The 26158-nt window shown below is 70.7% G+C and carries 23 protein-coding genes; 12 read left to right on the forward strand and 11 right to left on the reverse strand.

The genetic code is table 11. The features are described from left to right. Positions 1–39: 39 nt before the first annotated feature. From ftsY to HCT63_RS09960, 5 genes are read right to left on the reverse strand one after another with little or no spacing between them, the layout of a single operon-like run. On the reverse strand, positions 40–1254 hold the full coding sequence (gene ftsY / locus HCT63_RS09940; protein ID WP_243842971.1) for a signal recognition particle-docking protein FtsY: 1215 nt from the start codon (positions 1252–1254) through the stop codon (positions 40–42). Then, complete coding sequence (cydC, locus tag HCT63_RS09945; protein WP_167003676.1) at positions 1247–2875, reverse strand: thiol reductant ABC exporter subunit CydC; 1629 nt, start codon at positions 2873–2875, stop codon at positions 1247–1249. Before cydC ends, ftsY begins: the two co-directional genes overlap by 8 nt. Continuing rightward, positions 2872–4572, reverse strand: a complete 1701-nt coding sequence (gene cydD, locus HCT63_RS09950) for a thiol reductant ABC exporter subunit CydD (protein WP_167003678.1) — start codon at positions 4570–4572, stop codon at positions 2872–2874. Before cydD ends, cydC begins: the two co-directional genes overlap by 4 nt. Then, positions 4569–5591: a cytochrome d ubiquinol oxidase subunit II gene (gene cydB, locus HCT63_RS09955; protein ID WP_167003679.1), complete on the reverse strand. Its 1023-nt coding sequence runs from the start codon at positions 5589–5591 to the stop codon at positions 4569–4571. The genes cydD and cydB overlap by 4 nt, the downstream gene beginning before the upstream one ends. 15 nt (positions 5592–5606) lie before the next feature. Continuing rightward, complete coding sequence (locus HCT63_RS09960) at positions 5607–7019, reverse strand: cytochrome ubiquinol oxidase subunit I (protein ID WP_167003681.1); 1413 nt, start codon at positions 7017–7019, stop codon at positions 5607–5609. Positions 7020–7197: 178 nt separating this feature from the next. Here HCT63_RS09960 and HCT63_RS09965 point away from each other — a divergent pair, with 178 nt between their 5' ends. Next, positions 7198–7623: a BlaI/MecI/CopY family transcriptional regulator gene (locus HCT63_RS09965; RefSeq protein ID WP_167003684.1), complete on the forward strand. Its 426-nt coding sequence runs from the start codon at positions 7198–7200 to the stop codon at positions 7621–7623. Next, the gene (locus HCT63_RS09970; RefSeq protein ID WP_167003686.1) at positions 7620–8516 is read left to right on the forward strand and encodes a M56 family metallopeptidase; all 897 of its coding nucleotides are present in this window, start codon (positions 7620–7622) and stop codon (positions 8514–8516) included. Before HCT63_RS09965 ends, HCT63_RS09970 begins: the two co-directional genes overlap by 4 nt. On the opposite strand, the gene HCT63_RS09975 is transcribed toward HCT63_RS09970, so the two are convergent. Together HCT63_RS09975 and HCT63_RS09980 are read right to left on the reverse strand one after the other, a co-directional pair. Continuing rightward, positions 8467–8751: a hypothetical protein gene (locus HCT63_RS09975; protein WP_167003688.1), complete on the reverse strand. Its 285-nt coding sequence runs from the start codon at positions 8749–8751 to the stop codon at positions 8467–8469. The genes HCT63_RS09970 and HCT63_RS09975 overlap by 50 nt on opposite strands. Positions 8752–8813: 62 nt before the next feature. Further along, on the reverse strand, positions 8814–9260 hold the full coding sequence (locus HCT63_RS09980) for an aromatic ring-opening dioxygenase LigA (protein ID WP_167003690.1): 447 nt from the start codon (positions 9258–9260) through the stop codon (positions 8814–8816). A 132-nt stretch (positions 9261–9392) separates the two neighbouring features. Between HCT63_RS09980 and HCT63_RS09985 the strand changes: the two genes are divergently transcribed. From HCT63_RS09985 to HCT63_RS09995, 3 genes are read left to right on the forward strand one after another with little or no spacing between them, the layout of a single operon-like run. Next, positions 9393–9965, forward strand: a complete 573-nt coding sequence (locus tag HCT63_RS09985; protein ID WP_208322361.1) for a sigma-70 family RNA polymerase sigma factor — start codon at positions 9393–9395, stop codon at positions 9963–9965. Then, on the forward strand, positions 9958–11982 hold the full coding sequence (locus tag HCT63_RS09990; protein WP_167003691.1) for a beta-propeller domain-containing protein: 2025 nt from the start codon (positions 9958–9960) through the stop codon (positions 11980–11982). Before HCT63_RS09985 ends, HCT63_RS09990 begins: the two co-directional genes overlap by 8 nt. A gap of 27 nt (positions 11983–12009) precedes the next feature. Then, positions 12010–12534 carry a GNAT family protein gene (locus HCT63_RS09995; protein WP_167003693.1) on the forward strand — a complete coding sequence of 175 codons (525 nt, stop codon included), beginning with the start codon at positions 12010–12012 and terminating at the stop codon, positions 12532–12534. A 68-nt stretch (positions 12535–12602) separates the two neighbouring features. On the opposite strand, the gene HCT63_RS10000 is transcribed toward HCT63_RS09995, so the two are convergent. The 3 genes from HCT63_RS10000 to HCT63_RS10010 all read right to left on the reverse strand — a co-directional run bounded on the left by HCT63_RS10000 (position 12603) and on the right by HCT63_RS10010 (position 17055). Then, complete coding sequence (locus HCT63_RS10000) at positions 12603–13034, reverse strand: thioesterase family protein (RefSeq protein ID WP_208322362.1); 432 nt, start codon at positions 13032–13034, stop codon at positions 12603–12605. 102 nt (positions 13035–13136) lie between these two features. Then, positions 13137–16694, reverse strand: coding sequence for a chromosome segregation protein SMC (gene smc / locus HCT63_RS10005; RefSeq protein ID WP_167003695.1), 3558 nt, complete (start codon positions 16692–16694; stop codon positions 13137–13139). Positions 16695–16857: 163 nt separating this feature from the next. Further along, positions 16858–17055: a hypothetical protein gene (locus tag HCT63_RS10010; protein WP_167003697.1), complete on the reverse strand. Its 198-nt coding sequence runs from the start codon at positions 17053–17055 to the stop codon at positions 16858–16860. A gap of 266 nt (positions 17056–17321) precedes the next feature. On the opposite strand from HCT63_RS10010, the gene HCT63_RS10015 reads away from it, so the two are divergent. From HCT63_RS10015 to nagB, 7 genes are all read left to right on the forward strand, one after another. Next, positions 17322–18494 (forward strand): ROK family transcriptional regulator, encoded by a 1173-nt coding sequence (locus tag HCT63_RS10015; RefSeq protein WP_243842972.1) that lies wholly within the window; start codon positions 17322–17324, stop codon positions 18492–18494. 98 nt (positions 18495–18592) lie between these two features. Then, complete coding sequence (locus HCT63_RS10020) at positions 18593–19840, forward strand: extracellular solute-binding protein (RefSeq protein ID WP_167003699.1); 1248 nt, start codon at positions 18593–18595, stop codon at positions 19838–19840. Between the two features lie 111 nt (positions 19841–19951). Next, positions 19952–20902, forward strand: coding sequence for a sugar ABC transporter permease (locus HCT63_RS10025; protein WP_167004927.1), 951 nt, complete (start codon positions 19952–19954; stop codon positions 20900–20902). Continuing rightward, complete coding sequence (locus HCT63_RS10030) at positions 20899–21765, forward strand: carbohydrate ABC transporter permease (RefSeq protein WP_167003701.1); 867 nt, start codon at positions 20899–20901, stop codon at positions 21763–21765. Before HCT63_RS10025 ends, HCT63_RS10030 begins: the two co-directional genes overlap by 4 nt. After that, the gene (locus HCT63_RS10035) at positions 21762–23249 is read left to right on the forward strand and encodes a glycoside hydrolase family 3 protein (RefSeq protein WP_167003703.1); all 1488 of its coding nucleotides are present in this window, start codon (positions 21762–21764) and stop codon (positions 23247–23249) included. Before HCT63_RS10030 ends, HCT63_RS10035 begins: the two co-directional genes overlap by 4 nt. Next, positions 23246–24208, forward strand: coding sequence for an ROK family protein (locus HCT63_RS10040; protein WP_167003705.1), 963 nt, complete (start codon positions 23246–23248; stop codon positions 24206–24208). Before HCT63_RS10035 ends, HCT63_RS10040 begins: the two co-directional genes overlap by 4 nt. Then, positions 24196–24975: a glucosamine-6-phosphate deaminase gene (gene nagB, locus HCT63_RS10045; RefSeq protein ID WP_167003707.1), complete on the forward strand. Its 780-nt coding sequence runs from the start codon at positions 24196–24198 to the stop codon at positions 24973–24975. Before HCT63_RS10040 ends, nagB begins: the two co-directional genes overlap by 13 nt. 94 nt (positions 24976–25069) lie before the next feature. Here nagB and ugpC read toward each other — a convergent pair whose 3' ends face one another. Next, a complete protein-coding gene (gene ugpC, locus HCT63_RS10050; RefSeq protein WP_167003709.1) occupies positions 25070–26143 on the reverse strand; it encodes a sn-glycerol-3-phosphate ABC transporter ATP-binding protein UgpC in 1074 nt (357 codons plus the stop codon). Between the last annotated feature and the right edge of the window lie 15 nt (positions 26144–26158).

Raw genomic sequence — 26158 nt, forward strand, 5'->3', positions numbered from 1 at the left:
GCAGGCTGACCCGGCGGGGGCAGAAACCGACCCGGGAGGTTAGGAGAGGAGGGCGTCCACGAACTCCTCGGGCTCGAACGGTGCAAGGTCGTCGGCGCCCTCTCCGAGCCCGACGAGCTTGACCGGGACGCCGAGCTCGCGCTGGACGGCGATCACGATGCCGCCCTTGGCCGTCCCGTCGAGCTTGGTCAGCACGATGCCGGTCACGTCCACGACCTCGGCGAACACGCGCGCCTGGGTCAGACCGTTCTGGCCGGTGGTCGCATCGATGACCAGCAGCACCTCGGTGACCGGAGCCTGCTTCTCGATGACGCGCTTGACCTTGCCGAGCTCGTCCATCAGGCCCGTCTTGGTGTGCAGGCGACCAGCAGTGTCGACGACGACGGTGTCGTAGCCGCCCTCCTTGCCGGTCTTGACCGCGTCGAACGCGATCGACGCGGGGTCGCCGCCCTCAGGGCCACGGACGGTCGGCACGCCCACGCGCTCGCCCCAGGTCTGGAGCTGGTCGGCCGCCGCGGCGCGGAACGTGTCGGCGGCGCCGAGCAGGACCGTGTCGCCATCCGCGACCAGCACGCGCGCGAGGCGCCCGACGGTCGTGGTCTTGCCGGTGCCGTTGACGCCGACGACGAGCACGACGCCCGGCGTCCCGTCGGCACCCTTCGCGGCGACCGCACGATCGTACGAGGGGTCGACCAGCGCCACGAGCTCCTCGCGGAGGATCGACTTGGCCCGCTCGGGATCCGCGACGCCCTCGACCTTGATGCGGGTCCGCAGCCGTTCGACGAGCTCCTGGGTCGGAGCGACGCCGACGTCGGCGGCGAGGAGGGTGTCCTCGATCTCCTCCCAGGTGTCCTCGTCGAGCCGGTCCCGACCCAGGAGCGCGAGCAGACCGCGACCGAGCGACGACTGCGAGCGCGACAGGCGCTCGCGCAGGCGGACGAGACGGCCGGCCGTGGGCGCAGGCTGCTCGAGCTCCGGCGCGGTCGGTGCCCCCTCGGTGGCGACTGCGCTTGGCTCGTTGTCGGAGTCCGACTCGTCGATCTCCCCCGGCTCGGGCAGCAACGGCTCGAGTCCGTCGCCGGTCGGCGCCGGCTCGTGCTCGGGGTGCTCGCGGAGGTCGTCGAGGCGCCGGTCGACCGTGTCGGCGGGCGGCAAGGCCTTGCCGCGGGAGCCGACTACGAAGGCGGCGATACCGCCGATCAGGAGGACAGCGATGACCAAACCGATGAAGAGGTACTGCGTGGTGTCAGACACGGTCAACGATCCTAGTCGCCGCTCCGAGGCGTACGACGTGCGACGCGGCCGCGAGGGCTCGCTCGTCATGGCTGACCAGCAGGATCGACCGGTACGGGGCGAGGGCGACGAGGTCGCGCAGCAGCGCCTCGGCGGTCGCGGCGTCGAGGTGCTCGGTCGGCTCGTCAAGCACGAGGACACGGTGGTCCCCGAGCAGGAGCCGGGCCAGTCCGAGCCGCTGCCGCTCTCCGCCGGACAGCCGGTTGCCGTTCTCGCCGGCCTCGGTGTCGAGCCCGTCGGGCAGCCCGGCCACGAACAACCCGAGCCCCGCCGCGTCGAGTGCCGCACGCAAGGTCGCGTCGTCGGCGTCGGGATCGGCGATCCGCAAGTTCTCGCGGATAGTCGTGTCGAAGACGTGCTCGTCCTGGCGCAGGGTCGCGACGACCCGGCGGACCTGCTCGCCGGTGAGCGTGTCGATCGGCGTGCCTCCGAGCGTGATCGTGCCGGCGCGCGGCGCGGCGAGGCGCAGCAGGACCGCGGCGAGCGTCGACTTGCCGGACCCGCTCGGACCCGCGACGGCAACCACGGCGCCCTCTGGCAGGTCGAGGTCGAGGCCCCGTACGAGGTCCGGCGCGTCGCCCCAGCCGAGCGCGACGTCACGCAGGTGCAGGTCGAAGCCGACGGGATCCGCAGCCGGGTCGACGGGATCCACGACATCCTCGGGAGCCGAGACGAGCTCGTCGACCCGGCGTCGCGACGCGGCCGAGCGGAGGTCCTGCTGCTCGATGCCGCTCAGGCCCTCCAGCGGCTCGGCCAGCGCCACGGGGGCGAGGACGACCACCGCGAGGAGCACCGGCGAGAGGGCCCCGTCGGCGACCGCGGCGACACCGATCCACGCGATCGCGCAGGTCGCGGCACCGAGGCACACCCGGACGAGGAGAACCCCGAACCCGTCGAGGAAGGCGGTACGACGCTCGGTGGACGCGAGACGATCCCCCGTACGGACGACCTCGTCGCGTGCCTGGTCCGCGGCGCCGTACGCGACCAGGTCGCTCGCGGAGCGTACGATCTGCGAGACCTCGGCGGCGAGCGCACCCCGGAGGTCCGCGGTGGCCGCGTTGGTCTGGTCGCCGCCGAGGCGTACGGCCACGAGAACCCCGCACCACGCGACGAGAACCGCCGCCGCGAGGATCGCGCCGCCCAGCGGGAACACCGCGAGCACGAGCCCGACGACCACGGCTGCGGACAGGGCAGTGACGACCCGCGGGATCGCGACGCGCACGATCCGGTCCTGGAGGGCCTCGACGTCGGAGACGATGCGGCTGATGCGCTCGCCGCGCCGTCCGGCTGCCAGCGTCGACGGCGAGAGGCGCTCGAGCCCCTCGTAGACCGCGAGCCGGATCTGCGTCCCGATCCTCAGCGCCCCGTCATGGGTAAACAGCCGCTCGACGTAGCGCAGCGCCGCGCGGGCGACGCCGAAGGCGCGCACCGCCACGATCGCGAGCATGAGGTAGAGAACCGGAGGATGCTGTGCCGCCCGCGAGATCAGCCAGGCCGACACGAGCAGCAGCCCGATCGAGGCCAGGCTGGCGAGCAGGCCGAAGAATCCTCCGAGGACGAGACGGCGTCGTGCGGTCGTCATGCGGTCACCCCCGTCGGTGCGGTGAGGGCGATGACGGTGTCGGCGTCCGCGACCAGCGCAGAGCGGTGCGCGACCACCACGACGGTGACCAGTGCGTCGCGCAGGCTGCGCCGGACCTCCCGCTCGGTGGCCGCGTCCAGACCCGCCGTCGGTTCGTCGAGGAGCATCACGGCCGCTCCCCCACGCCGTACGCGCAGCAGCGCACGTGCGACGGCGAGCCTGCGCCGCTCACCCGCGGAGAGGTTGGCACCGGCCTCGTGGACCTCGCGCCAGGGGTGCAGGTCGGGCGCGCCGGCGTCGCGCAGCGCTCGGGTCACGTCGTCGTCGGACGCGTCGGGTGCGCCCAGGCGGACGTTCGCCGCGATCGTGCCCTCGAGGACCCCCGGCACCTGGGGGACCCACGCGATGCGGGTCCGCCAAGAAGCGAGGTCGAGGTCGGCCAGGTCGTACGACGTCCCGTCCGCGGCACGGATGGTGACGCGGCCGGCGGTGGGCGCGACGAACCCCATGAGCACGTCGACGAGCGTGCTCTTGCCGCAGCCCGACGGGCCGGTCAGTGCGGTGACCCGACCCGGCTCGATGGTCAGCGTCGTCGGAGGGAGCGCGGGGATGCTGCGTCCCTCGTACGAGACGGTCACGCCGTCGACGGCGATCGTGGCGCCGGTGAGGTCGGGGGCAGGGTGGTCTCGATACGCGGGTGCTCGACCACCAGCCTCACCGTCGAGGATCTCGTACACGTCGTCAGCGACCGACTGTCCCTCGGCGGAGTCGTGGAAGTGCGAGCCGACCTGCCGCAGGGGCAAGTACGCGTCCGGGGCGAGCACGAGCACGAACAGGCCCGTCATCAGGGACATGTGGCCCTCGACGATCCGCAGCCCGATCGAGACGGCGACCAGCGCCACCGAGATCGTCGCCACCAGCTCGAGGACGAACGACGACAGGAACGCCAGCCGCAGCGCCCCCATCGTCTCCTCACGGTTGCGCTCCCCCACTTCGGCGATGCCCTTGGTCTGGTTGCGCGAGCGGCCGAACACCTTGAGCACGACCAGTCCGTCGAGGACGTCCGAGAAGTGGTGGCCGAGCCGGACCATCGCGCGCCACCTCCGCTCCGTACGGTCGCGCGTCATATAGCCGACGAGCACCATGAACAGGACGGTCAGCGGCAGGGTCACCGCGATCGTGACGCCCGACAGCGGATCGGCCACGAATGCCGCGACGATCACGACCGCCGGCACGGTCAGCGCCAGTGCGAGCGCCGGCAAGTAGCGGGCGAAGTAGGTGTCGAGCTTGTCGAGTCCCGGCCCGAGCAGGGTCACGACATGGCTCGACTCCGGGCGTGGCCCCCGCCGAGGCGCGCCGTCGAGCAGGCTCGCGACCACCTCGTCACGCAGCTGCGTCTTCACCCGGACGGCGGCGCGGGCGGAGACCACCTCGTGGATCCACCCGAGCCCCGCCCGCGCCAGCACGGCCACCGCGAGGGCGACCACCGCGGCCGTGACGGCGGGGACGAGGCCCGAGCCCTCGAACCCGTCCGACACGATCCGCGCGATCAACCAGGACTGGGCGACCACCAGGGCGGCCATGACGGTCGCGAGGGCGACGCTGGTGACCAGGTACGACCGCACCGCACGCGAGCGACGCACCAGGCGTGGGTCCAGCGGGCGGGTCGACCCAGCTTGTACGGCCGTACTGCTCATGCCGGCGTGTGCTCCGCCGGCACGTCCGCCGCGATGGACTCCACGCTGATCCGCTTGCGGAACACCCAGTAGCTCCAGGCCTGGTATCCGATGACGATCGGCAGGAAGATCACGGCGACCCAGCTCATGATCTCGAGCGTCTTGTCGGTCGAGGCCGCGTTCTCGGTCGTGAGGCTGTACGCCGGATCGAGCGTCGAGGGCATCACGTCGGGGAACAGCGCCACGAACAGGGCGGTGACAGCGAGACCGATCGCGGCCATCGTGCCGACGAACGCCCAGCCGTCGCGACGAGCCCAGGCAGCGACGAGCCCACCGACGAAGGCGAGCGCGGCGAGGCCAGACAGCGCCCACACCCAGACGTCGTCGTGGTCGAGGCACGTCCACAGCAGGAAGGCGACCGCGAGCACCGCGGCGACCAGACCGACCTTGAGCGAGGCGTCGCGCGCCCGCTCGTGGATGATGCCGCGTGTCTTGAGCGCGAGGAAGTTCGCTCCGTGGGTCAGGAACAGGGTCAGCGTGACCGCCCCGGCCAGCAGTGCGTACGGGTTGAGCAGGTCGAAGAAAGTGCCGACGTAGTTCTTGTCGGCGTCGATCTCCACGCCACGCACGATGTTGCCGAACGCCACTCCCCACAGCAGGGCGGGGACGAATGAGCCGAAGATGATCGCGGCGTCCCAGCGCTGCTTCCAGGCCGCGTCCTCGCGCTGGTGGCGGTACTCGAAGGCCACGCCACGCACGATCAGCGCGACCAGGATCAGAAGCAGCGGGAGGTAGAACCCGCTGAACAACGTCGCATACCACTCCGGGAACGCGGCGAAGATGCTGGCGCCGGCGACGATCAACCAGACCTCGTTGCCGTCCCAGAGCGGGCTGATCGTGTTGATCATCGTGCGGCGTTCGCGGTCGTCGCGGCCCAGGAAGGGCAGCAGCATGCCGACGCCGAAGTCGAATCCCTCGAGTACGAAGTACCCGACGAAGAGGAACGCGACGACGCAGAACCAAACGGTGGTGAGCTCCATGATTCCTCTCCCTTCCTAGTAGGCGAACGCCATCGGCTTGTCGTCGGGCTGCTTGCCGGTCTCGTTGTCAGGATCGACCTCCGGCAGCCCCTTCTTGATCGCCGACAGCAGCAGCTTGACCTCGACGACCGCCAACGCTCCGTACAGCAGGGTGAAGACGATCAGGGACGTGAGCACGGTGCCGGCCCCGACGTTCGGCGAGACACCGGCCTCGGTCCGCATCAACCCGAACACGATCCAGGGCTGACGACCCATCTCGGTGAAGATCCAGCCGAAGGAGTTCGCGAACAGCGGGAGCAGCGTCGCCGCGACGGCGAGCCAGATCGGCCATCGCCGGTCGCTGCGGGGGACGCGGCCCTTGCGCGTGACCCAGAGCATCCAGGCGCCGATCGCCATCGCGAGCGCGCCACAGGTGATCATCAGCCGGAACGACCAGTACGTGACGGGGATGTACGGCTTGTAGTTGCCGGGCCCGTACGTCTCCTCGTACTCCGCCTGCAGGTTGTTGATCCCCTGGACCTCACCGTTCCACGTGCCGGTGGCGAGGTACGACAGGAGGTGCGGGACCTCGAGCTGGTAGAAGGGCTTGTCACCGTCGAGCGAGCCGACCGTGAGGATCGAGAACGGCGCTGGTTGCTTGGTCTCGTACAGCGCCTCGGCCGCGGCCATCTTCATCGGCTGGACCTCGGTCATGACCTTGCCCTGGATGTCGCCGGTGACGACGGTGCCGAGCCCGGCGACGAGCAGGGTCACGGCGCCCAGACGAAGGGTGGAGCGGAACGCGTCCGCATCGACGGGCTTGCGTCGGATCAGCCACCACATCGAGACCGCGGCCATGAGGCCGCCGGCCACCATGAAGGCGCCGAACAGCGTGTGCGGCAGCGTGATGAGGACAACCTTGTTGGTCAGGACCTCGGTGAAGCTCTCCAGCTCCGCACGTCCGCGCTCGGCGTTGAACGTGTAGCCCACCGGGTTCTGCATGAAGGAGTTCGCCGCGAGGATGAAGTACGCAGAGAGAGCGGTGCCGATCGCCGCGATCCACATGCAGGCGTTGTGCACCGCGGGTGAGAGCTTGTCCCATCCGAAGATCCAGAGGCCAAGGAAGGTCGACTCGAGGAAGAAGGCCAGCAGGCCCTCGACTGCGAGCGGCGCACCGAAGATGTCACCGACGAAACGTGAGTAGTCGGACCAGTTCATGCCGAACTGGAACTCCTGCACGAGGCCGGTGACGATCCCCATCGCGAAGTTGATCAGGAACACCTTCCCGAAGAACTTCGTGAGTCTCAGCCATTTCTCGTTGCGCGTCCTTACCCAGGCCAGCTCCAGGCCTGCGACGAGGAACGAGAGCCCGATCGTGATCGGGACGAAGAAGAAGTGGTAGACGGTCGTGATGCCGAACTGCCACCGCGCCAACTCGAGGGCTTCCATGTCTCTCCCATGGCTCGAACTTCAGGTCACGCTAGTACCAGCGGCCCGGCCCGGCGACCCAGAAGATCCAGTCCCGCGAGGTCGATGACGACACGCTGTAGGAAAAACCTACTACGCTGCGTCGTAGATCAGTACGTGGGGTACGACACGGTGTCGTAGCAGCCCGTACACTCAACTCGTGGCACGACTTGGCGAGCTCGAACGCGAGGTGATGGACCTCCTCTGGGACGCGGACGACCCGCTGACCGGACGTGAGGTCCTCGATCTCCTGACCCCCAGCCGCGACCTCGCCTATACGACGGTCACCACGGTCCTCGACCGGCTCGCCCGCAAGGGGGTCGTCGCACGCCGCCGCGAGGGCCGCGCCTTCACGTACGCACCGCAGGTCGGCCGTGACGAGCTCACCGTGACGCTCATGCACGAGGTGCTCGCGTCGGCCGGCGAAGACCGTACGGCAGCGCTCGTCTACTTCGCCGAGACGGCCAGCGACGACGACGCCCAGGCGCTGCGCGCCGCGCTCGCCCGCATCGAGGCGAAGAACCCGCCGGTCGAGCCTCCGCCGGTCGAGCCTGTCCCGCCGGTCGAGCCTGTCGAGACCCCATGACCACCCCGCTCCTGCTGGGCCTGATCGGGCTCGCGCTCGCCCAGCCCGTGCCCGCCGTCCTGGCGCGGATGGAGTGGCCCTATCGCGCCCCGCGTGCCGCCGTCGTCCTCTGGCAGGCCCTGGCGCTCGCCGCGATCCTCGCCGTCGTCGGCGCCGGCCTGTCGGCGTCGTTGTGGCTGGTCGTGCACGAAGGCGCCCCGAACCCCGAGCCGGGTGCCTGGCGGGTCGCGCTGCACGTCGCATTCCTCGCACTCACGCTGGTCGTGGTGTTCCGTACGGCCTGGTCGATGGTGTCGGTCACCCTCGAGGTGCGTGCCGTACGACGGCGCCACCGGACCCTGGTGGACCTCGTCGCGAGCCGTGACGCGTCACGACGCTCCGTGCGCATCCTCGACACCAGCGAGCCCTTCGCCTACTGCCTCCCGGGCATGGACGCCCGCGTGGTCCTCTCGCGCGGCACCGTCGCCTCGCTGGATCCGTCCGAGCTCGACGCGGTGCTCGCCCACGAGCGCGCGCACCTGCGCGCACGTCACGACCTCGTGCTCGACGCCTTCACCGCGCTGCACCGCGCGTTCCCGCGCGTCCTGCGCAGCGAGGCCGCGCTGGCCTCGACCCGGGTCCTCGTGGAGCTGCTGGCCGACGACCATGCGCGACGCGCGAGCGGCACCACTCCCTTGGCGCGCGCGCTGGTCAAGATCGGCACGCGGCCGGCACCTGCCGGGGCCCTCGGCGCCACGACCACCCTCGTCCGTCGCATCGAGCGGCTGGAGGAGGAGCGGCCGGGCCGCCGAGAGGCGGTCGCCTGCTACGTGATGGCCGCGGTCGTCGTCGTCGGACCGACGGTCAGTCTCGCGGTGCCGTGGATGAGCTCAGCCTGGGCAACGTTGAGCTGACGTCGCCCTCGTGGCCGGCGTCGGGGTGGTGACCGATCTGCGCCCACTCCGCGATCGCCGTGAGCATCCGGTCGAGCGCCGCCGATCCCGGCACCCGCGCAGGCACCACCCGCCCCCGGTACGGATAGGCGAGCACCGCCGCCAACAACACGGCGGCGATGACGATGAGCAGCATGACGGGCACGATGACGACTGCCGACGACATGTAGCGCAGACCCCCCGGGATCGGTCTCAAACGGACTGCATCAGGCTCTCACACAGATCGTCTAGAGGCCGATCCAGGCGCGATGACCTTGGTCACTCCCGCGTGGATCCATCGGGCACGGGACCACCTGCCCGCGGGTCCGCACGGCTGCTCACGTCGCGGATCCCGAGCCCGATGAGGATGAAGATCACTCCCATCGCGGCCGCCATCGCCGCGACGCCGAAGGCGACGACGGAGGTGAACAGCGACGCCTGCAAGAACGCCGACGTCATCGCCGTCTCCCGCAGCGGGTCCTCCTGGTCGAGCTCAGCGTACGTCTTCCCGTCGGTCGACTCGAGCGTGTGCTTGTCGATGACCTTGGCCTGACAGTAGGCGCTGATCGGCCCTCGTACGGGGTCTCCCGCCGCGCAGTCGGCGTCATCGGCGACCGTGATCTTCTGGTCGGACAGGGTGGTGGAGACCATCACCCAGGTGACGATCGCCGCGACGATCATGATGGCGCCCAGCACGATCGAGGCGATGGAAGCGGTCTTGCGCATGGTGATCCTTTCGGCGGAACGGCGATGCGAGCGTGACCCCCTGCATATCGGGCCCGGATGACGCACGCAACAGGGACATGCGAAACCTTGACGCCGTCTGTAACTCTCCACGACGATCCGGACACTCACTTCATGACCGGCCGACCGGAGGAGGCGCCCGTGGACGACGTCGAGCGGCACGACATGCTCGAGGCGTGGTTCCACGCGTACGCCGACCGTGTGCTCGCGTACCTGATGCACCGGACCGACCCGGAGACGGCGCAGGACGTGATGCAGGAGGTGTTCGTGATCGCCTTCAAGAAGGCCGATGTCGTCCCGGAGCCCGCGCTCGGGTGGTTGTTCGGGACCGCGCGACGGGTGCTCGCCAACCATCGCCGCTCGTCTCGGCGGCGTGATCGGCTGACCGAGCGGATCGCCGTCGAGGCCGCGGTGTCCGCAGGCGCGTCGGGCGACGACATGGGCACTACCGACCGCCTCGCCCGCGCATTCAGCGCGCTCTCCCCCGCGGACCAGGAGGTCCTCTCGCTCAGCGCCTGGTACGACCTTGACGCCGATGAGGCGTCACGGGCGCTCGGGTGCTCGCGGGCGACCTACCGCGTACGCCTCCATCGTGCCCGGCGTCGGCTCGCCGAGCGGCTCGACGCGTCGGATCAGGCCGAGCGCCGGACCGACCCGAGCACACGGGCGGGAGCGACCCATGACTGACGACGACCTCGACCGCAGGCTCCGCGCGCTGCGTCCCCCGACTCCCGCTGACGACGGGTGGGCGGAGTCCGGTGCAGGTGAACGCCTGCTCGCTCGTGTCCGCGCAGCCACCGCTGTCTCCGCTTCGAGGGGCCACGCACCTCGCGCACACCGGCTGCGATTCGGCCTCGCCGCCGTCGCGGTGGCGGCCGTCGCCACCGTCGCTGTCTCGCTTCCGGGAGGCGTGGACGCTCCGCCACCGCGCAGCCCAGGTGGCGATGTCGCGTTCGCCGGCGCCCGCCCTGTCGCGCACACGCTGTCGGCCAGCGACAGCTGCGACGCCCTGCTCGCCGACCTGCGCGCGCACGCGGTGAAGAACGTCGACGCGTACGACCCGTTCTCGCTCTACGTAATGCCGGTAGCCGCACTGGAGAAGACGTCCGGAGACCTCGGGGCCAGCGCCAAGGGCACACCCGCGCACTCGACCACCAACAACCAGGAGGTCGGCGTCGACGAGCCCGACGTCGTCAAGACCGACGGCGCGCGCCTCGTCTCGATCACCGGCGGCGTCCTGCGCATCACCGACGTGGAGTCCCGTACGGTCGTCGGCACGCTCAACCTCACAGCCTATGCAGGTGCGGAGTCGGCCTCGCTCCTCGTGGACGGCGACCGCGCGCTCGTCACCTTGGGCGCGTCCGGCTCGGTCGCCTTGGGCCCGGCGGTCGAGAGCAGGTTCGCCGCTCCAGGCCCGCCGAGCAGCCTGTTCGTCCTTGTCGACCTCTCCGGCAAGGCGCCTCGCGTGCTGTCGATGCTGCGCCCCGACGGCGGCCTGGTCGACGCCCGCCTCGTCGACGGGCGCGTGCGTCTCGTGGTACGCAGCGCGGCCGACATCACCCTCCCGACGCTCCGACAGAGCGAGCAGAGCGATGCGACCCGCCGCGACGTGCTCGCGAAGGCGCCGCTCGATGCCTGGCTGCCCTCGTACGAGGTGACCACGGGCGGTGAGTCGACCACGACGACCGTGCCGTGCACCAGCGTCGTCCGGCCCCCCGACTACACGGGTGCGAGCCTGGTCACCGTCTACACGGTCGACCTCGGCGCAGACTCCTTCGGCGACCTCTCCCCCGTCACGCTCACCGCCGACGGCGCCACGGCGTACGCGAGTCCCACGAGCCTCTATCTCACGAGCTCCGACACGGCTCCGGCCGCCGGCAGCACCGAGATCCACCGCTTCGACCTCGCGCGGGCCGGCAAGCCGCTCTATCTCGGGTCCGGCAAGGTCGCCGGGCAGGTGCTCGACTCGTACTCGCTGTCGGAGTACGACGGCACGTTGCGGGTGGTCACGACCAGCGGCAGCTCCGAGCGGTCGCGGGCGACGTCGGTGTCCGCCCTCGACGCCGACACGCTCGCCGCCCGCGGCAGTGTCGGCGGGCTCGGCAAGGGTGAGGACGTGTACGGCGTGCGGTTCGTGGGCCCGTACGCCTACCTCGTGACGTTCCGTCAGATCGACCCGCTCTACGTCGTCGACCTCAGCGACCCCGCCCGGCCGGTCGCCTCCGGCGAGCTCAAGATCACCGGCTACTCCGACTATCTCCACGTCGTCGGCGACGGCCGCCTGCTCGGGGTCGGCATGGACGCGACCCGACGAGGCCGCACCACCGGCGCCCAGGTCTCGTTGTTCGACGTCGCCGAGCCGACGCGACCCGCGCTGCTGAGCCGGCTGCTCCACAGGCACAAGGACTCCTCCGACGTCGCCGATCCGCATGCGTTCCTCTGGTGGGAGGCCACGCGGACGGCCTTCGTCCCGCTGCGTGACTGGACCGGCGACGGACGCACGGAGATCCTCGCCGTGCGCGTGGACGGCGACTCCCTGCGAGAGCTCGGCACGCTCTCGCACCAGGAGGGGGCGAACCCATACGACGGCGGCATCCGCCGCGCGCTCGTCATCGGCGACACGGTCTGGACGCTCTCCGACGGTGGTCTGCAGCTCAACGCGGTCGACGACCTCACGCGGGAGGGGCGGATCTCGTTCGACTGAGGCGCCGGACGCACGTACGCTCTGCCGGTGCCTCTCCCCCGCGCCTGCATCGTCCACCTCGCGCCCGAAACGATCAGCGCGCTGGCCGACGGCGACCTCGACGCCGCCAACGCCACCTCACCCGTGCCGCTGACTGAGCCGTTCGTCAGCGAGACGTTCCGCGCCGTCTGGCGGATGCGCGCACGCCAGGTCGTCGACGACCCCGCCAGCGCGGAGTGGGTCACCGGCGTGATCTGGGACGAGGACGCCGAGGTCGCGGTCGGGAGGGCAGGATTCCACGGGCCTCCCGACACCGACGGCATGGTGGAGATCGGGTACGAGGTCGACCCTTCGTACCGGCGCCGTGGCTTTGCCCGTGCGGCCCTCACCGCACTGATCGCCCGCGCCGACGCTGACCCGACAGTGGCGGTCGTCCGGGTGACGATCGCCCCGGACAACACGCCGTCGCGTGACCTCGCGCTGCCGTTCGGATTCGTCCACGTGGGCGAGCAGTGGGACAAGGAGGACGGGCTCGAGCTCGTGTACGAACGGCCCGCACGGCCTCAGGCCTAGGTGCGCGGTGTCTCCCCGGTCGACCGCGCTCTCGGCAGCGCCTTCGTCGGCAGCCGCCTGCGCCCCGCTCAGCCCCGTACGAGAGGGGTGACCGCGTCGCGGATCGCCTCCGGGACCGGGGTGACCGTGCGGTCCTCGCGGGTGACGTAGACGTGGACGAAACGGCCGATCGCGGCCGGCTCGGGCGACTCCCCCTGGAACAGCCCGATCTCGTACACGATCGAGGAGCTGCCCAGCCTCGTGACCGCCAGCCCGACCTCGACGTCCTCGGGGAAGCCGAGCTCGCGCTTGAACTGGCAGCCGGTCTCGACGACGAGCCCGATCGCGTCGAGGCGGCGGATGTCGGTGCCGGTGGCGTCGATGAGGTAACCGTTCACCGCGGTGTCGAAGTAGGAGTAGTAGGTCACGTTGTTCACGTGGCCGTACACGTCCTCGTCGGACCACCGCGTCGTGAGGCGGCGCAGCACCGGGAAATCGTCACGCGTGGGGAGGACAGTCACGCGCCGGACGATACCGGGCGAGGCTACGACAAGCGCACACCCCGCCGCCAGGTTTCGACAAGCTCAACCCACGAACACCCCGCTGGTCGAGCCTGTCGAGACCTACGCCGGCTCGGCCTCGCGCATCCGCTGGCTGATCACCGCGGACACCCCGTCGCCGCGCATCGAGACCCCGTACAGCGCGTCAGCGACCTCCATCGTGCGCTTCTGGTGCGTGATCACGATGAGCTGGCTGTTCTCGCGCAGCTCCTCGTAGATCTCCAGCAGGCGCCCGAGGTTGGTGTCGTCGAGCGCCGCCTCGACCTCGTCGAGGATGTAGAACGGGCTCGGCCGCGCCTTGAACAACGCCACCAAGAACGCCACGGCGACCAGCGACCGCTCTCCACCGGACAGCAGCGACAACCGCTTGACCTTCTTGCCCGGCGGCCGGGCCTCGACCTCGATGCCAGTGGTGAGCATCGACGACGGGTCGGTGAGGATCAAACGGCCCTCGCCTCCGGGGAACAGCCGCGAGAAGACGCCCTCGAACTCCCTGCTCACGTCCTCCCAGGCACTCGTGAACACCTGCTCGACGCGCCGGTCGACCTCGGTGACGATCTCGAGGAGGTCCTTGCGGGTCTTGCGCAGGTCCTCCAGCTGCTCGGACAGGAACTTGTGCCGCTCCTCCAGCGCCGAGAACTCCTCAAGCGCGAGCGGGTTGACCTTGCCGAGCAGCGCGAGCGACTTCTCGGCGGCACGCAGCCGCTTCTCCTGCTCGGCACGGACGTACGGGACGGGCTCGGGGTCGGGATCGTCCTCGGCAGCGTCGACGGGACGTGGCACGGGGACGAGGGCCTCGGGACCGTACTCCGTGACGAGCGAGTCCGGCTCGATCCCGATCTCCTCGAGCGCTCGCGTCTCGAGCGCCTCGATCCGCAGGCGCTGCTCGGCGCGGGCGACCTCGTCGCGGTGCACCGAGTCGGTGAGACGCGCGAGCTCGACGGACAGGTCACGCAGGCGGCGCCGTACGTCGGCGAGCTTCTGCTCACGCTCCGCGCGCGCCGCCGTGATCGCGTCGCGCGCCGTCTTGGCGGCGGCCAGCGACACCGCGAGGTGCTCCAGGACGACCTGCGTCGCCTCGCCCACCGCACGCGCGGCGACACCTTCGCGGCGCATCCGCTCACGACGGACGCGGTCACGCTCGCGCGCGGCACGCTCCTCGGCGGCACGACGACGCAGACCTGCGGCACGGCCGGAGATCGCGCGGGCACGCTCCTCGCTCGTGCGTAGGGCCAGGCGAGCCTCGGTCTCGGCCGCGCGGCGCTGCTTGGCCGTCTCCGCGAGCTGTTCGCGCGGCTCCGTGTCCGGCTCGTCCTCCGGCGCGTTCTCGGCTTCGGTCAGCCGCTGCTCGAGCGCCTCCAGCCCGGAGGACGCGTCGTCGCGGGCCTTCTGAGCGTTCGTGATCGCGGCCGCGAGGCGGGTGGCCTCGTCGCGGGCCGCCTTCACGGTCGAGCCGAGCTGGGCGAGCTTCTCGGTGAGGGCGTTGGCCTTGGCCTCGGACTCGCGCCGCTTGGCCATGGCCACGTCGAGGCGCTGCTTAGCCTCGTCGCGCTGGCCCTTCAGACGGACGACCTCGGCGTCCAGCTCCGTACGGCGCCCAGCGACGTCACGGAGGCCTTCGGCCGCCTGGTCGACCGCGGCTTGCACCTCGATCAGGCTCGGGATGTCCTGTGAACCGCCGGCCACGTAGTGGCTGCCGACCACGTCACCCTCGCGAGTCACCGCGGTGACGGTCGGCTCTCGGTCGACGACGTCGCGGGCCGTCGCCAGGTCGTCGACGACCACGACCCGGTCGAGGAGGCGGCCGAGCGAGGCGAGCACGCCGTGCGGCGCCTCCACCACGTCGAGCGCGTACGTGGCCGCGTCGGGCAGCGCCGGCCAGCCGGCGCGGTCGGTCGCAGGCGCGGATCCGACGACCAGCCCGGCGCGACCGTCCTCCGTCGCCTTGAGCGACTCCACCGCGGACAGCGCGGTGACCAAGGAGTCGACGGCCACTGCGTCGGCGGCCGGTCCGAGCGCCGCGGCGACCGCAGCCTCGTACCCGGCCTGGACGGTGACGACGGCGGCGACCGAGCCGAGCACGCCACCGAGGCGCTCGGACGCACCGAGCACCGCCCCCGCGCCGTCCTTGCGCGACAGGCCCATCTCGAGAGCCTCTTTTCGGGCCTCGAGCCCGGCGCGCTCCCGGTCGGCGACGTGAACCGCGTCGGTGGTCTTGGCGAGGCGGTCGGAGGCGTCGGCGAGCGCGGCCTCAGCGCCGTCAATCTCGGCGGTGAGCCCGGTCTCTCCGGAGTCGAGCCCGGCGACCTGGGTCTCGGCGACGGTGAACTCGTGCTGAGCGCGCTCGGCACGCTTCTCGGCGAGGTCGCGGCTCTCCTCCAGCCGGCCGATCTCCTCCTCGGCGGCGAGCACCCGCGTACGGAGGGTGTTGACCTGCCCCGTGAGGCGCGCCAGCCCCTCGCGGCGGTCGGACGCGGCGCGGACGAGGTCGGCGATGCGCCGCTCCTCAGCCTGGTACGCCGCCTCGGCCGCCTTGCGTACGGTGATGGCGTCCTCGAGCCCCTTCTCGGCGGCGCCGACCTCCTCGGAGATGGCCTTCTCCTGGGCCTCGAAGCGGCCGGCCTCCTCCTCGAGCTCCTCCGGGTCACGCCCGCGCCGTTCGTCGGCCGGCATCGCCGCGGCGTTGCGCACCCGCTCTGCGGCCAGGCTCGCCGTGCCCTGGAGGCGATCGCGCAGGTTGTTGAGCCCGTACCACGTGTCCTGCGCCGCCTGCATCCGCGGCGCATCCTCGCGCAGCGCGTCCTCGAGCGCCGCCTCCTCGGTCCGCATCTGGGCGACGGAGCCCTCGACGGCGGTCCTCTTGAGCCGCAGCGCCTCCTCGTCGGCGAGCTCGGACTGCAGCTGATCACGCGCTCGAAGGACGTCGTCGGCAAGCAGACGGGCACGCGCGTCACGGACGTCGGCCTGGACGACGGCGGCCCTGCGGGCGACCTCCGCCTGGCGGCCGAGCGGCTTGAGCTGGCGTCGGATCTCGGCGAGGAGGTCCTGGAGGCGCGTGAGGTTGCCCTCGGTCGCGTCGAGCTTGCGGAGCGCCTTCTCTTTGCGCTTACGGTGCTTGAGGACGCCGGCGGCCTCCTCGACGAAGCCGCGGCGCTCCTCCGGCGACGCGCGCAGGACGGAGTCGAGCTGGCCCTGGCCGACGATGACGTGCATCTCGCGGCCGATGCCCGAGTCGCTCAGGAGCTCTTGGACGTCGAGGAGGCGGCACGGGTTGCCGTTGATCGCGTAGTCGGAACCGCCGTTGCGGAACATGGTCCGCGAGATCGTCACCTCGGCGTAGTCGATCGGCAGAGCGCCGTCGCCGTTGTCGATGGTGAGGACCACCTCGGCACGCCCGAGCGGGGCTCGGGCGGAGGTGCCGGCGAAGATGACGTCCTCCATCTTGCCGCCGCGCAGGGACTTGGCTCCCTGCTCGCCCATCACCCATGCAAGGGCGTCGACGACGTTGGACTTGCCCGAGCCGTTGGGTCCGACGACACAGGTGATGCCGGGCTCGAGCTGGAGGTGGGTGGCGGACGCGAAGGACTTGAACCCACGCAGCGTCAGGCTCTTGAGATGCAAGCCATGCTCCTTCGCACGACGACGGTCGGACGGCGCTGAAGTGCAGCCGGTCGGCTACGGGCAGCGGGGAAGGATGCCGTCCTCAGAGTAGGTGACCGACGGGGGTGGTCCGTCGCGCCACGCCCGGGCAGCGCGACAGGAGACGCGCACCGGGAACCGCGGATCAGGAGCGGGCGGGCTCGAGAAGATCGGCGGTCGAGAGGTCCACGGGACCGAGGTCGGAGCCGGCGACCAGCTCGTCGTTCTCGTGCTTGAGCCGGATCACCTCGGCCTCGAGATCGGCGATGCGGCGTCGGAGCTGCGCCTCGCGGGCCTGGTGAACGTTCGGCGTCGCCACGTAGCCGAGGAGAGCCTTGGCCATCGGAATCCTTCGCATCGGGAGTGAGCAGGTGGCGCACGCGCCGATCCGCGAGAAGCGAGCCGGGACGGCGGACTACGCCGTCTCCCAGTGTCGCACCTGGTGACGTACCCGGTCAATGTGGCCCCGGCGACGTCACCCCCCAGACCGGCGCCGTGGACACCGAGCGACCGACGGCCGGTGCGGGGCGCGCGAGCCGAGGCGAGGCGAAGATAACGAAATGCCCACGACGCTTGACCGAAGGTTTGTTAGTAGGCTGAACTAACAACGTGATCGAGCGGACCACCCTCCCCGGCGAAGCCCGGACGATGCCTCCCCTGCGGCAGCGTCCAGCCCGCCGCGCGACCGACAAGGTGCTGCCCGCCGACACCCGGCGGCACCACCTCTCGCTGCTCCTGCAGTGCCTCGCAGACGAGGGGTCGCTCAGTCGCGCCGACCTCGCGCGCGCCACGTCCCTGACCCGCGTCACCGTCTCCGACCTGGTCACCGAGCTCCTTGCCGACGGTCTCGTCGCCGAGCTCGGCACCAAGCCCGGTGCTCGTCCCGGCAAGCCTGCAACCCTGCTCGGTCTCGTCTCCGACGCGGTGCTCATCGCCGCGCTCGACCTCTCCGACGACACGATCCTCCGCGGCGCGCTCATGGATCTCGAAGGTCAGATCGTCGCGCGAGACAGCGCCGCGCTCGGTGACGCCCGGGGCGAGGACGCCGTCGACCTCGTCGTCGCGCTGGTCCGCTCCCTCGTCGACGCTTCCCCGCGTCCCGTCCTGGGAGTCGGCATCGGCACCCCCGGCGTCGTCGACCACCGAGGCGTCGTCCGTCAGGCCCCCAACCTCGGCTGGTACGAGCTCCCGCTCGCCGAGATCGTCAGCGACCGCGTCGGCCTGCCGGTGTCGATCGCGAACGACGCGAACATCGCCGCCCTCGCCGAGTGCACCTTCGGCGCCGGCAACGCCGACGGACTCCTGCTCGTCGCCATCGGCCTCGGCGTCGGTGGCGGCATCCTCATGGACGGCGCGATGCTCGGCGGCCCGCTGCTGTCGGCCGGCGAGGTCGGCCACGTGGTCGTCGAGCCCGGCGGCACCCCGTGCGCCTGCGGCAACCGCGGCTGCCTCGAGACGGTGCTCGCGATCCCTCGCCTCCGTGACCGCCTCGCCGACGCGGCGCCCAACGCCGCCGACGCGGAGCTGCGCACGGTCGGCACGACGCTGGGGACCGTCCTCGCTCCCATCGTCACCACCCTCGGCATCACCGATGTCGTGCTCTACGGCCCCGTCGAGCTGCTGGACGGCCCCCTCCTGGAGGCAGTCCGCGCTGCGGTGGTCGAACGGAGCATGCCGGTCGTCGCCGAGAACCTTGACGTGCGGATGGCCTCGCTCGCGCGGGACGTCGTCCTCACGGGTGCAGCGGCTCAGGTCCGCTTCGCCCAGCTAGGGGTGGTCTGACACCGGATCCGTCGCCACGCGATCGCACTCCTGTGTCGTCACCCACCCCTCACCAGATGGCCGGCCGCGGCCCTCTCACCCCCCGAAGGAACGAAACAATGAAGAATCTGACTCGACTGGCGGCGCTGGGTGTGGCTTCCGCACTCGCCCTCACCGCCTGTGGCTCCGACTCCGGCGACGACTCCGCGTCGGGCACCCAGGTCGTCAAGCTCTGGCTCGCCGGCGAGACCGACACGCCCGAGGACCTGACCAAGTGGCTCGAGAAGGAGTACGAGGCCCAGAACGAGGGCACCGACCTCAAGATCGAGCGCATCGACTGGGGCCAGCTGATCCCGCGACTGCAGACCGCACTGAGCGACGAGAACCAGACGCCCGACGTCTTCGAGGTCGGCAACACGCAGGCGGCGACCTTCACATCGGTCGGCGCGTTCACCGACCTCACCGACAAGGTGAGCGACCTCGGCGACACCATCGCGCCGGAGAGCTTCGTCGAGGCCGGCTCGTACGACGGCAAGCAGTTCGCCCTTCCTTACTACTGGGGCTCGCGCTACGTCTTCTACAGCAAGAAGGCCTTCGCCGACGCCGGCATCACGCCGCCGAAGACTCTCGCCGAGTTCAACAAGGCCGCGGTCACGCTCAAGGCCAAGGGCGGCAAGGACTACTCGGGCTTCTGGGTTCCCGGCCAGGACTGGCGCAACGGCATCTCGTGGCTGTTCGCCAACGGTGGCGACATCGCCGCCCAGGAGGGTGACAGCTGGGTCGGCAAGCTCTCCTCCCCCGAGAGCGTCAAGGGCCTCGAGGAGTGGAAGAACCTCTCCGACAACGCCAGCGCCGCCCCGAAGGACGGGCTCGACGCCGAGGCGTGGGTTCCGTACAACAACGGCGAGGCCGCGATGTTCATGGCGCCGGGTTGGGCACGCTGGAGCGTCCCCGAGGAGATGGCCACCGACCTGGGCGGCTTCGCACTGCCGGGCACTGACGGCAACGCCGCGCCGGTGTTCGCGGGCGGCTCCAACATCGGCATCTCGGCCAAGTCCAAGAAGCAGGACGAGGCGTACGCGCTGCTGAAGCTCATCTACAGCGACGAGTACCAGACGATGCTCGCCGAGAACGGTCTCGGCCCGGCGAACCCGGAGTTCACGGCCAAGATGGGTGACGACGAGTTCGCTCAGGCGTCGATCGCGGCTGCCTCGAACTCCAAGCTGACCCCGACTTCCCCGCACTGGACCGAGGTCGAGACGACGCAGGTGATGGAGGAGTTCTTCGGCAAGCTCGCCGGCGGCGAGGACGTCGCGAAGACCGCCAAGGAGTACGACGCGAAGCTCGAGGCCATCCTCAACAAGTAGGCCCTCGGGACTCGTCCCGTACGTACGACCAGGTACGGGGCCCGTCGCGACTCCCCCGCCGCGACGGGCCCCGTACCCCTTCACCACGACAGGCAGACCATGGCTCAGGCGATGACCTACGACGCGCCCCCGACGGAGACTGAGGCGGATCCCCCGCCGCTGCGGAACCGGCGGCGGCGCCCCGCTCCGTACCTCCTGCTCGTCCCTGCGCTGCTCACGCTGGCCCTCGGTCTCGGCTACCCGCTGGTCCGCCAGATCCTCATGTCGTTCCAGGAGTTCGGCCTGGCCCAGCAGTTCGGCACCGCAGAACCGGGCTGGATCGGACTCGACAACTACGTCCACGTCCTCACCGACAAGACGACGTGGCTCGTCATCGCCCGCTCGGTGGCCTTCTGCTTCGCCGCGGCCTCCCTGACGATGGTGATCGGGATGGCGCTCGCGCTGCTGATGCGCCAGGTGTCCACGGCCGCCCGCATCATCTTGCAGGTCTCGCTGCTCGCCGCGTGGGCGAGCCCGCTGATCGCCAGCCTGACGGTGTGGAACTGGCTGTTCGACACCCGCTACGGCGTCGTCAACTGGCTGCTGGTGAAGGTCGGGTTCGCCTCGTTCGACGGCTACTCGTGGCTCGCGAACCCGTGGACCTTCTTCCTCGTCGCCGGCGTGATCGTGGTCTGGATGAGCGTGCCGTTCGTGGCGTTCAGCTTGTACGCGGCGCTGACGCAGGTGCCCGAGGAGACGCTCGAGGCGTCGCAGCTCGACGGCGCCTCGCGGACCCAGCGGTTCCGCTTCATCGTCCTGCCGACGATCCGCCCGGTGCTCTCGATCGTGATGCTGCTGCAAATCGTGTGGGACCTGCGCCTGTTCGCGCAGATCAAGTACCTCCAAGGCGCGGGCGGCACGGTGAGCGAGACGAACCTGCTCGGCACCTACCTCTATCAGCTCGGCGTCGCGCAGAGCGAGTACGGCATGGCCTCTGCCGTGGCGATGCTCATGCTGCTTCTGACACTCGTCCTGACGTTCGGCTACGTCCGTTCGTTGCTGCGTGAGGAGCGCGCGTCATGACCGCACCCGCTACCCCGACACTCCGCCGTCGCCGTCCTCGCAAGGGCCGCAGGCTCTCCAGCGCCGTCGCGATCCTGGTCGCGGCCGTGTGGGCGTTCCCCGTCTACTGGATGGTCAACAGCTCGTTCCAGAGCAGCAGCCGTCTACGGGCTCCCGACCCGGCGTGGCTCCCGTTCAACGACGAGGCGAGCACGGACGCGTACGGGCGCGTGGTCGACGCGTCGTTCTGGCACTCGATGCAGCTCAGCCTCACCGTCACGGTCCTCGCGGTCGTCGCAGGCCTGGCGTTCGCGTTCCTCGCGGCGCTGGCGATCTCGCGCTTCCGCATCCGCGGCAAGGGCGCGTTCATCATCGTCATCCTCGTCGTGCAGATGATCCCTGCGGAGGCGCTGTTCATCTCGCAGTACAAGATGCTGTCCGGCTGGGGCCTGTTCAACACGGTCGCCGGGCTCACGCTGCTCTACCTCGCGATGATCCTGCCGTTCACGGTGTGGATGCTGCGCGGGTTCGTCGCCGGCGTACCGGCCGAGCTCGAGGAGGCGGCGATGGTGGACGGCTGCAGCCGCTTCCGTGCGTTCTTCACGATCACGTTCCCGCTGCTGGCGCCCGGTCTGGTCGCCTCGGGCGTGTACGGATTCCTCCAGTGCTGGAACGAGATCACTCTCGCGACCGTCGTCATGGACCCGTCCAACCGTACGATCCCACTGTGGCTGCAGGGCATGACGACGGTCTCCAACCAGGCAATCGACTGGCCAGCAGTGATGGCCGGTGCCACACTCGTCGCCGTGCCGGTGATCGGGCTGTTCATGTTCGTCCAGAACAAGATGACCAGCGGCATGGTCTCCGGGGCGGTCAAGGGATGAGCCCCGACGCCGCCGTGCGCCGCGCCGCGCATCGGGTGGTTCTCGGCGCCTTCGAGGGCCCCGACGTCCCAGCCTGGCTGCCCGGGCTGGTCGAGGACGGGTTGGGCGGGATCTGCCTGTACGGCAACAACCTGACCGCCGACCCGGCCGACGCGCTCACCCTCGCCCGCGAGGTCAGCGCCCTCTCCCCTGCTCTGACCCTCGCGCTGGACGAGGAGGGCGGCGACGTCACGCGCCTGCACTACGCCACTGGCAGCCCGTACCCGGGCAACGCCGTGCTCGGCCGGTACGACGACCCCGCCACCACCGACGCCGTGGCCGCGGCGATCGGCGCCACGCTGAAGAGCGCCGGCATCTGGCTCAACCTCGCCCCCGACGCGGACATCAACTCCAACCCGCGCAACCCCGTCATCGGCACGCGCAGCTTCGGTGACACCCCGGATCTCGTCGCGCGGCACACCGCCGCGTGGGTCGGCGGGCTCCAGGAGCAGGGCGTCGCGGCGTGCGTCAAACACTTCCCCGGCCACGGCGACACCGAGGCTGACTCGCACCTCGCGCTCCCCCGGGTCGACGCCGACCTGGAGACGCTGCGCGCACGCGAGCTCGTGCCGTTCGTCGCGGCGATCGAGGCTGGTGCCGCCACGATCATGACCTCGCACATCGTGCTGCCGGCCCTCGACGCAGACCGCCCCGCGACTCTGAGCCACGCGATCCTCACGGGGCTGCTGCGCGACGAACTCGGCTTCGACGGCGTGATCGTCACCGACGCGCTCGACATGGCAGGAGCGAGCGCGACGATCGGCATCCCTGCCGCGGCGGTCGCCTCGCTCGCCGCGGGAGCCGATCTGCTGTGCATCGGCCCGTCGCTGAGAGGCCGCGGACCTGACGACGTACGGGACGTCGTCGCCGCGATCGTCGCCGCGGTGGCGTCCGGCGACCTGTCCGCCGCGCGGCTGCACGACGCTGCCGCCCGTGTCGACGCCCTCGCCGCCTCGTACGGGACCGACGTCGTCCCCGCAGATCCCGCCGTCGTCGACCGCGGGCTGACGCTCGGCGGTACGGCGGCTGCTGCCGTCCTCGACGAGATCGGTACCTTTCGTCCCGGCACGCCGCTGGTCGTCCGGCTCGAGACCGGCGCCAACATGGCCGTCGGCGGCGCTGCCTGGGGAGACCTGGGGATCGACGCGACGACGCTCGTGCCGGGTGCGGACGGCGGCCTCGACGTCGCGGAGGTCGCCTCGTACGACGGGCCGGTCATCGTGGTGGCTCGCTCAGCCGCCGCCGACGACCGCGCGTGGACCTGGCTGCGCTCCCTCGTGGAGCAGCGACCCGACACTCTCGTCGTCGAGCTCGGGTGGCCCTCACCCGAGGTCATGACACTCCCCCGCGTCGTCCGCGGGTGGGGTGCATCGGCGACGGTGTCACGGGTCGTGGGTACGGCGATCGCGTCCGCGCTCGCCGAGTCGACCGGAGAGGAACGATGACCGCCGTCAGGATCGGGCTCGACATCGGCGGCACCAAGGTCCACGGGATCGCCGCAGACGTGACGCGCCCCGGAGAGGTCCTCGCCGACGTGCGGATGCCGACCGTCGTCGGCCCTGCGGGTGTCGTCGCGACCTCGCTGGAGGTCGTGAAGCACCTCGTCGAGGCGCTTCCGGCTGGGACGACGCTGGCCGCCGTCGGTGCCGGCATCCCGGGGGCGGTCGACGCTGCCGGCGTCCTCACCAACGCGGTCAACCTCGACATCGATGCAGCATTTGACCTGCGCGGCGCCCTGACGAGCGCGCTGTCGGTGCCGGTCACGGTGAACAACGACGTCAACGCCGCCGCCCGCGGGGTCGCCACGTGGCTCTCCGAGCAGGGGCAGCCTGATGACGTTGCACTCATCTCGGTCGGCACCGGGCTCGCTGCCGGCTTCGTGCTGGACGGGCGCCTGCGCCGCGGAGCGTACGGGGTGGTCGGCGAGGTCGGGCACCTCTCCGTCGTGGAAGACGGGCCCCGGTGCACGTGCGGGCAGCACGGATGCCTCGAGCTGTACGCGTCGGGCCGCGGGCTCGCCCGCCAGTGGCCGTACGGCGGTCCCGGCCCGCAGCCGGCCGCGCTGTTCGACGCCGCCGACGCGGGAGACGAGCGCGCGCTCGCGATCCGTGACTCGTTCGTGCACTGGCTCAGTGAGGCGATCCGCATCGTCACCCTGAGCGTCGACCCCGCGCACGTCGTCCTCGCCGGTGGCGTGATGCGGCTCGGCGCACGGGTCATGGAACCGTTGTTCGCCCAGCTCGACGCCACCGAGGGCGTGTCGCCGTTCGTCGCGAGCCTGCGGCTGCGCGACCGGACGACCGCGCTGCCGCAGGCCTACCCTGCCGCCGCGCTCGGGGCTGCCGAGCTGGCCGCGCCCGAGGGTGCGTCCGACGAGGAAGGACTGTCGTCGTGGAGGTCGTGATCTGCGCGTCCGCCGAGGAGATCGGCCAGCACGTCGCGGACGTGTACGAGGCTGTGCTTCGCGGCCCCGCGCCCGTGCTCGGGCTGGCGACCGGCTCCTCGCCGCTGGCCGCCTACCAGGAGATGATCCGGCGGCACCGCGAGCACGGGCTGTCGTTTGCGCACGCGACGGCGTTCCTGCTCGACGAGTACGTCGGACTGCCTGCGTCGCACCCGGAGTCGTACGCCGCGGTGATCCGGCGGGAGCTGACCGAGCACGTCGACCTCTACCCGGCGCAGGTGCACTCTCCGCACGGCGAGGCATCCGACCTTGCTGCCGAGTGCGCCCGCTACGACGCGGCGATCGCGGCCTCGGGCGGCATCGACGTGCAGCTGCTCGGGATCGGGACCGACGGTCACATCGGGTTCAACGAACCCATGTCGTCGCTGGCGTCACGCACCCGGCCCAAAACGCTGACGGAGCAGACCCGCCAGGACAACGCGCGCTTCTTCGCCTCCGTCGACGAGGTGCCGACCCATGTGCTGACCCAGGGCCTCGGCACCATCCGCGAGGCGCGCCACCTCGTGCTGGTCGCGACCGGCGAGGGCAAGGCCGACGCGATTGCGGCCGCGGTCGAGGGGCCGTTGTCGGCGCGCTGCCCCGCGTCGATCCTCCAGTGGCACCCGCACGCGACCGTGTTCGTGGACGACGCGGCGGCGTCGCGCCTGGACTTCGCGGACTACTACCGGCACACGTTCGCGCGCAAGCCCGCCTGGCAGGGCTTCTGAGGGTCCCGTCCCGTCCGCGATTCGGGCAGTTCTCCACCGAACCCGGTCGCAGGTTCGGTGGAGAACCGCCCGAATCGGGGACGGGACCTCGGCCTCAGCCGAGACGGAGCCCGGTCTCCTTCGAGAAGACGTGCACGCGCTCGGGATCGGCGGTGAGGTTGACGACCTCGCCGATCTGCGGAGGCGTACGCCAGTTGACGCGCGAGACGAGGGTCTGGTCGTTCTCCCCGTGCTTGGTGTGGCCATACGCGAACGCGTCGGAACCCAGCTCCTCGACCACGTCGACCACGGTCGCGATGCCGCGGTCGCCGAGCGTCATGTCCTCCGGGCGGACGCCGAGCGTGACCACCGGGGAGTCTGTCTGCGCGAGCACCTCGCGTGCCACCGGCACCACGGTGTCGCCGACCTTCACGCCACCCGCGGTCACGGGCACGTCGAAGAGGTTCATCGCCGGCGAGCCGAGGAAGCCCGCCACAAAGACGTTGTTCGGCTTGTCGTACGTGGCGCGCGGCGTGTCGATCTGCTGGAGCACGCCGTCCTTCATCACCGCGACGCGGTCACCCAGCGTCATCGCCTCGACCTGGTCGTGCGTGACGTAGACCGTCGTCGTCCCGAGCCGGCGCTGCAGCTGCGCGATCTGGGCGCGGGTCTGGACGCGGAGCTTGGCGTCGAGGTTCGACAGCGGCTCGTCCATGAGGAAGACCTGCGGCGAGCGGACGATAGCGCGGCCCATCGCGACGCGCTGGCGCTGCCCACCGGACAGGGCCTTCGGCTTGCGCGCGAGGTACTCGGTGAGGCCCAGCATCTCGGCCGCCTCCGCGACACGCTGCTTGATCTCCGCCTTCGGGGTGCCGGCGATCTTGAGCGCGAACCCCATGTTCTCGGCGACCGACATGTGCGGGTAGAGCGCGTAGTTCTGGAAGACCATCGCGATGTCGCGCGACTTCGGTGCGAGGTCTGTGACGTCGCGGTCGCCGATGAGGATGCGGCCGGCGTCGACCTCCTCGAGCCCCGCGAGCATCCGCAGCGAGGTGGACTTGCCGCAGCCCGACGGGCCGACGAGGACGAGGAACTCCCCGTCCGCGACCTCGAGCTCGAGCTCGTCGACGGCCGGGCGGTCCTGGCCCGGGAAGATACGGGTCGCCTTCTGGAAGGTGACAGATGCCATGACTGATACATCCCT

Source organism: Mumia sp. ZJ430 (assembly GCF_011751845.1).
Classification (GTDB): domain Bacteria; phylum Actinomycetota; class Actinomycetes; order Propionibacteriales; family Nocardioidaceae; genus Mumia.

Excerpts from the sequence above, each read along its gene's own strand:
- cydC (WP_167003676.1), bottom strand. The coding sequence starts at position 2,875 with ATGACGACCGCACGACGCCGTCTCGTCCTCGGAGGATTCTTCGGCCTG.
- cydD (WP_167003678.1), bottom strand. The coding sequence starts at position 4,572 with ATGAGCAGTACGGCCGTACAAGCTGGGTCGACCCGCCCGCTGGACCCA.
- cydB (WP_167003679.1), bottom strand. The coding sequence starts at position 5,591 with ATGGAGCTCACCACCGTTTGGTTCTGCGTCGTCGCGTTCCTCTTCGTC.
- HCT63_RS09960 (WP_167003681.1), bottom strand. The coding sequence starts at position 7,019 with ATGGAAGCCCTCGAGTTGGCGCGGTGGCAGTTCGGCATCACGACCGTC.
- HCT63_RS09970 (WP_167003686.1), top strand. The coding sequence starts at position 7,620 with ATGACCACCCCGCTCCTGCTGGGCCTGATCGGGCTCGCGCTCGCCCAG.
- HCT63_RS09980 (WP_167003690.1), bottom strand. The coding sequence starts at position 9,260 with ATGCGCAAGACCGCTTCCATCGCCTCGATCGTGCTGGGCGCCATCATG.
- HCT63_RS09985 (WP_208322361.1), top strand. The coding sequence starts at position 9,393 with ATGACCGGCCGACCGGAGGAGGCGCCCGTGGACGACGTCGAGCGGCAC.
- HCT63_RS09990 (WP_167003691.1), top strand. The coding sequence starts at position 9,958 with ATGACTGACGACGACCTCGACCGCAGGCTCCGCGCGCTGCGTCCCCCG.
- HCT63_RS10010 (WP_167003697.1), bottom strand. The coding sequence starts at position 17,055 with ATGGCCAAGGCTCTCCTCGGCTACGTGGCGACGCCGAACGTTCACCAG.
- HCT63_RS10020 (WP_167003699.1), top strand. The coding sequence starts at position 18,593 with ATGAAGAATCTGACTCGACTGGCGGCGCTGGGTGTGGCTTCCGCACTC.
- HCT63_RS10025 (WP_167004927.1), top strand. The coding sequence starts at position 19,952 with ATGACCTACGACGCGCCCCCGACGGAGACTGAGGCGGATCCCCCGCCG.
- HCT63_RS10030 (WP_167003701.1), top strand. The coding sequence starts at position 20,899 with ATGACCGCACCCGCTACCCCGACACTCCGCCGTCGCCGTCCTCGCAAG.
- HCT63_RS10035 (WP_167003703.1), top strand. The coding sequence starts at position 21,762 with ATGAGCCCCGACGCCGCCGTGCGCCGCGCCGCGCATCGGGTGGTTCTC.
- HCT63_RS10040 (WP_167003705.1), top strand. The coding sequence starts at position 23,246 with ATGACCGCCGTCAGGATCGGGCTCGACATCGGCGGCACCAAGGTCCAC.
- ugpC (WP_167003709.1), bottom strand. The coding sequence starts at position 26,143 with ATGGCATCTGTCACCTTCCAGAAGGCGACCCGTATCTTCCCGGGCCAG.